Origin of the sequence: Streptomyces sp. URMC 123 (assembly GCF_051386515.1) — a bacterium.
In the GTDB taxonomy this organism is placed as follows: domain Bacteria; phylum Actinomycetota; class Actinomycetes; order Streptomycetales; family Streptomycetaceae; genus Streptomyces.
Genome location: NZ_JBPQTV010000421.1, coordinates 1 through 4,733 on the forward strand (window position 1 = coordinate 1; position 4,733 = coordinate 4,733).

General features: G+C 74.1%; 3 protein-coding genes. All 3 read left to right on the plus strand.

Annotated features, from left to right (window positions below; translation table 11 throughout):
- Nucleotides 1–144: 144 nt before the first annotated feature.
- The 3 genes from ACSNOD_RS28545 (at nucleotide 145) to ACSNOD_RS28555 (ending at nucleotide 4,651) form a co-directional block, all read left to right on the plus strand.
- Complete coding sequence (locus ACSNOD_RS28545; RefSeq protein WP_436769963.1) at nucleotides 145–951, plus strand: SDR family NAD(P)-dependent oxidoreductase; 807 nt, start codon at nucleotides 145–147, stop codon at nucleotides 949–951.
- A 219-nt stretch (nucleotides 952–1,170) separates the two neighbouring features.
- Complete coding sequence (locus ACSNOD_RS28550; RefSeq protein ID WP_436769964.1) at nucleotides 1,171–3,717, plus strand: DUF4118 domain-containing protein; 2,547 nt, start codon at nucleotides 1,171–1,173, stop codon at nucleotides 3,715–3,717.
- 217 nt (nucleotides 3,718–3,934) lie between these two features.
- Nucleotides 3,935–4,651, plus strand: coding sequence for a response regulator (locus tag ACSNOD_RS28555; RefSeq protein ID WP_436769965.1), 717 nt, complete (start codon nucleotides 3,935–3,937; stop codon nucleotides 4,649–4,651).
- The last annotated feature ends 82 nt before the right edge of the window (nucleotides 4,652–4,733 follow it).

A 4,733-nucleotide genomic window follows, 5' to 3' on the forward strand; every position in this document is an offset into this window, starting at 1 on the left:
CGCCCGCCTTTCTTCTCCTTCCGTCCTTCCGCAGGTGCGGCCGGTCCCCCCGCCCGTACGGCCGGCTCGTACGGCACGGCGCCGCGCGACCGATCGCGTACCGCGAACCCACCACCGCACCCAGACACCCGTATGGGATGAGCGATGTCCGAGTCAGCCCTTTCCGCCCGCACGGTGCTCGTCACCGGTGCCACCTCCGGCATCGGGTACGAGACCGCCCGTCTGCTCGCCGAGCGCGGCTGCACCGTCCTGCTGCACGCCCGCACCGCCGAGGAGGGGCGGGCCGCCATCGACCGGCTCACCGCCGGCGGCATCGACGCCGGCCGGTTCTGCCCGATGGCCGCCGACTTCACCCGGCTGAGCGAGGTCGAGCAGCTGGCCCGCCGGGTCGCCCAGGAGCACCCGCGCCTCGACGTGCTGGTCAACAACGCCGCCGTGGCCGCCCCCGAGCGGCACACCGTCACCGAGGACGGCAACGAGCTGGCCCTCCAGGTGAACTTCCTCGCCCACTACCTCCTCACCTCCCTGCTGGAGGGCCCGCTCACCAGCGGTCCGGGCGGGCGGGTCGTCAACGTCTCCTCGTCCCTGCACCGGACCGCCTCCATCCAGTGGAGCGACCCCCACCGGTCCCGCCGCTACTCCCGGCTCGCGGCCTACGCGCAGTCCCAGCTCGCGCTCACCGTCTTCGCCGCCGACCCGCGGGTGACGGCCGTCAGCGTGCACCCGGGCGTCTGCGACACCGCGCTGCTGCCGCTGTACGGGCTGGAGGGCGCGTCGGCCGCCGAGGGCGCCGCGCACGTGGTGCGGCTGTGCGACCCCGCGACCGAGATCGTCAACGGGGCGTACTACGACCGCTCCGAGCGGGTCGAGCCCGCCCCGCTCGCCACCGAGGGCCGCACGATCAAGCGCCTGGCGCGGCTCGCCGACGTACTGGTCGGCCAGCCGGCCTGAGCCCGGGGCCGGACGGGCGGACGGCCGAGCGGACAGGCGGCCGGGCCGAGACGGTCCGCCGGAAGCCCACGGAGGCGGGCATCAGAGATGCGTCAAATACGCACCGTGATCCCGCCTCCCGCCCCTTTTGCCGGATTCATGGGTCGTACAGTCGACAGCGCGCAGCGATGTGCGGCGAACGCCAGGGCGAATGATCGGCCCGGACGGGAAAATGGGGCCATGGGACGCGGCAAGCTTCGGATCTATCTCGGCGCGGCACCGGGAGTGGGCAAGACGTACGCCATGCTCTCCGAGGCGCACCGCCGCATGGAGCGCGGCACCGACGTCGTGGTGGCCTTCGTGGAGCACCACGGCCGCCCCCGTACCGAGGTCATGCTGCACGGCCTGGAGCAGATCCCGCGCCAGGAGCTGACCTACCGCGACTCGCTCTTCACCGAGATGGACGTCGACGCCGTACTGGAGCGCCGGCCCGCCGTCGCCCTCGTCGACGAGCTCGCCCACACCAACGTGCCCGGTTCCCGCAACGGCAAGCGCTGGCAGGACGTGGAGGAGCTGCTCCAGGCCGGCATCGACGTCGTCTCCACCGTCAACATCCAGCACCTGGAGTCGCTGGGCGACGTCGTCGAGTCCATCACGGGCGTGCGCCAGCGCGAGACCGTCCCCGACGAGGTCGTGCGCCGCGCCGACCAGATCGAGCTGGTCGACATGTCGCCCCAGGCGCTGCGCCGCCGGATGGCGCACGGCAACATCTACGCCCCCGACAAGGTCGACGCCGCGCTCTCCAACTACTTCCGCCCCGGCAACCTCACCGCGCTGCGCGAGCTGGCGCTGCTGTGGACCGCGGACCGCGTCGACGAGTACCTCCAGCAGTACCGCACCGAGCACAGCGTCTCCACCATCTGGCAGGCCCGCGAGCGCATCGTCGTCGGCCTCACCGGCGGCCCCGAGGGGCGCACCCTCATCCGGCGCGCCGCCCGGATGGCCACCAAGGGCGCCGGCGGCGAGATCCTCGCCGTCTACGTCGCCCGCAGCGACGGGCTGACCTCCGCCTCGCCCAAGGAGCTCGCGGTCCAGCGCACCCTGGTGGAGGACCTCGGCGGCACCTTCCACCACGTCATAGGCGACGACGTGCCCGCCTCGCTGCTGGAGTTCGCCCGCGGCGTCAACGCCACCCAGATCGTCCTGGGCTCCAGCCGCCGCAAGACCTGGCAGTACGTCTTCGGCCCCGGGGTCGGGGCGACCGTCGCCCGGGACTCCGGCCCCGACCTCGACGTGCACATCGTCACCCACGACGAGGTGGCCAAGGGGCGCGGGCTGCCCGTCGCCCGCGGCGCCCGGCTGGGCCGGGCCCGCATCGTGGCCGGCTGGCTCACCGGCGTGGTCGGCCCCGTCCTGCTGTCGCTGCTGCTCACCGGCATGGACCCGGACCCCGGGCTCGCCAACGACGTGCTGCTCTTCCTGTTCCTGACGGTGGTCGCCGCGCTCCTGGGCGGGCTGTTCCCCGCCCTGGCCTCCGCGGCCGTCGGGTCGCTGCTGCTGAACTACTACTTCACCCCGCCCACCCACACCCTCACGATCACCGACCCCAAGAACATCGTCGCCCTGGCGATCTTCATCGCGGTGGCGGTGGCCGTGGCCTCCGTGGTGGACATCGCCGCCCGCCGCACCCACCAGGCCGCCCGGCTGCGCGCCGAGTCGGAGATACTCTCCTTCCTCGCGGGCAGCGTGCTGCGCGGCGAGGACAGCCTGGAGGAGCTGCTGGAGCGGGTCCGCGAGACCTTCGCCATGGAGTCGGTGGCGCTCCTGGAGCGCGCCAGCGACGTCGACCCGTGGACCTGCGCGGCCGCGGCCGGCGATGCCCGGCCCATCACCCGCCCCGAGGACGCCGACGTCGACATGCCGGTCGGCGACCGCATGGCCCTCGCGCTCTCCGGCCGGGTGCTCCCCGCCGAGGACCGCCGCGTGCTCGCCGCCTTCGCCGCCCAGGCGGCCGGCGTGCTCGACCGCCAGCGGCTGGTGGGGGAGGCCGAGCGGGCCCGGGAGCTGGACGAGGGCAACCGGATCAGAACGGCCCTGCTCGCCGCCGTCTCGCACGACCTGCGGACCCCGCTCGCCGGCATCAAGGCGGCCGTCACCTCGCTGCGCTCGGACGACGTGGCCTGGTCCGAGGAGGACGAGGCGGAGCTGCTGGCCGCCATCGAGGAGGGCGCGGACCGCCTCGACCACCTGGTGGGCAACCTCCTCGACATGTCCCGGCTGCAGACCGGCACCGTCACCCCGCTGATCCGCGAGGTCGACCTCGACGAGGTGGTGCCGATGGCGCTCGGCGGCGTCCCCGAGGGCAGCGTGCTGCTGGACATCCCCGAGGCGCTGCCCATGGTCGCCGTCGACCCGGGGCTGCTGGAGCGCAGCGTCGCCAACGTCGTCGAGAACGCGGTCAAGTACAGCCCCGAGGGCAAGCCCGTACTGGTCGCGGCGAGCGCGCTGGGCGAGCGGGTGGAGGTCCGGGTCGTCGACCGCGGGCCGGGCGTCCCCGACGGCGAGAAGGACCGTATCTTCGAACCCTTCCAGCGCTACGGCGACGCCCCGCGCGGCGCCGGCGTGGGGCTGGGCCTGGCCGTCGCCCGCGGCTTCGCCGAGGCGATGGGCGGCACGCTGACCGCCGAGGACACCCCCGGCGGCGGCATGACCATGGTGCTCACCCTGCGGATGGCCGCGGGCCGGCCCCCGGCCCCCGTGGACCTCCCCGCCCAGGCCGTCACGTGATCCGACGGCCACAAGGCGTGACCGGGGCGGCCGGCCCCCGGGCAGTGCGGTCAGCAGGAGCCGGACTCGACGGTGGTCCGGCGCGGGCCGGACGCGGCAGTGGCCCGCCACGGGCCGGGCACGGCAGGGGTCCGGCGCCGGCCGGACACGACAGCGATCGTGAGCCCGACGGGGCAGTGACGACGACGGAGACGACGGAAAGGCAGGCGCAGGCGTGATGCAGCAGGCTTCGGGGGGCCACGCCCCGGCCCCGGTACGGGTGCTGGTCGTGGAGGACGAGCCGCAGATCGTGCGCGCGCTCGTCATCAACCTCAAGGCGCGCAAGTACGAGGTGGACGCCGCCCCCGACGGTGCCACGGCGCTCCAGCTGGCCGCCGCCCGCCACCCCGACGTCGTCGTCCTCGACCTGGGGCTGCCCGACATGGACGGCGTCGAGGTGATCAAGGGGCTGCGCGGCTGGACCCGGGTGCCGATCCTCGTGCTCTCCGCCCGCCAGACCTCCGACGAGAAGGTCGAGGCGCTGGACGCCGGCGCCGACGACTACGTCACCAAGCCCTTCGGCATGGACGAGCTGCTGGCCCGGCTGCGGGCGGCCGTCCGGCGCGCCGAGCCCGCCGCCGGGGCGGAGGAGACCGTGGTCGTCGAGACCGCGGCCTTCACCGTCGACCTCGCCGCCAAGAAGGTCCACCGCGAGGGGCGCGACGTGCGGCTGACCCCCACCGAGTGGCACCTGCTGGAGGTGCTGGTGCGCAACGCCGGCCGGCTGGTCAGCCAGAAGCAGCTCCTCCAGGAGGTCTGGGGGCCCTCCTACGGCACGGAGACCAACTATCTGCGGGTCTACATGGCGCAGCTGCGCCGCAAGCTGGAGAACGACCCCTCGCACCCCAAGCACTTCGTCACCGAGCCGGGGATGGGCTACCGCTTCGAGCGCTGAGCGGGTCCGCCGCGGCGGGCTCGTACGAGGGGTGCCCGAGACCGTACGGGGCCGACGGCGGGCGCGGGGGGCTCGTACGGGG

Bases quoted from the DNA above. Each gene is read 5' to 3' on its own strand.
- ACSNOD_RS28545 (WP_436769963.1), top strand. From the start codon at position 145: ATGTCCGAGTCAGCCCTTTCCGCCCGCACGGTGCTCGTCACCGGTGCC.
- ACSNOD_RS28550 (WP_436769964.1), top strand. From the start codon at position 1,171: ATGGGACGCGGCAAGCTTCGGATCTATCTCGGCGCGGCACCGGGAGTG.
- ACSNOD_RS28555 (WP_436769965.1), top strand. From the start codon at position 3,935: ATGCAGCAGGCTTCGGGGGGCCACGCCCCGGCCCCGGTACGGGTGCTG.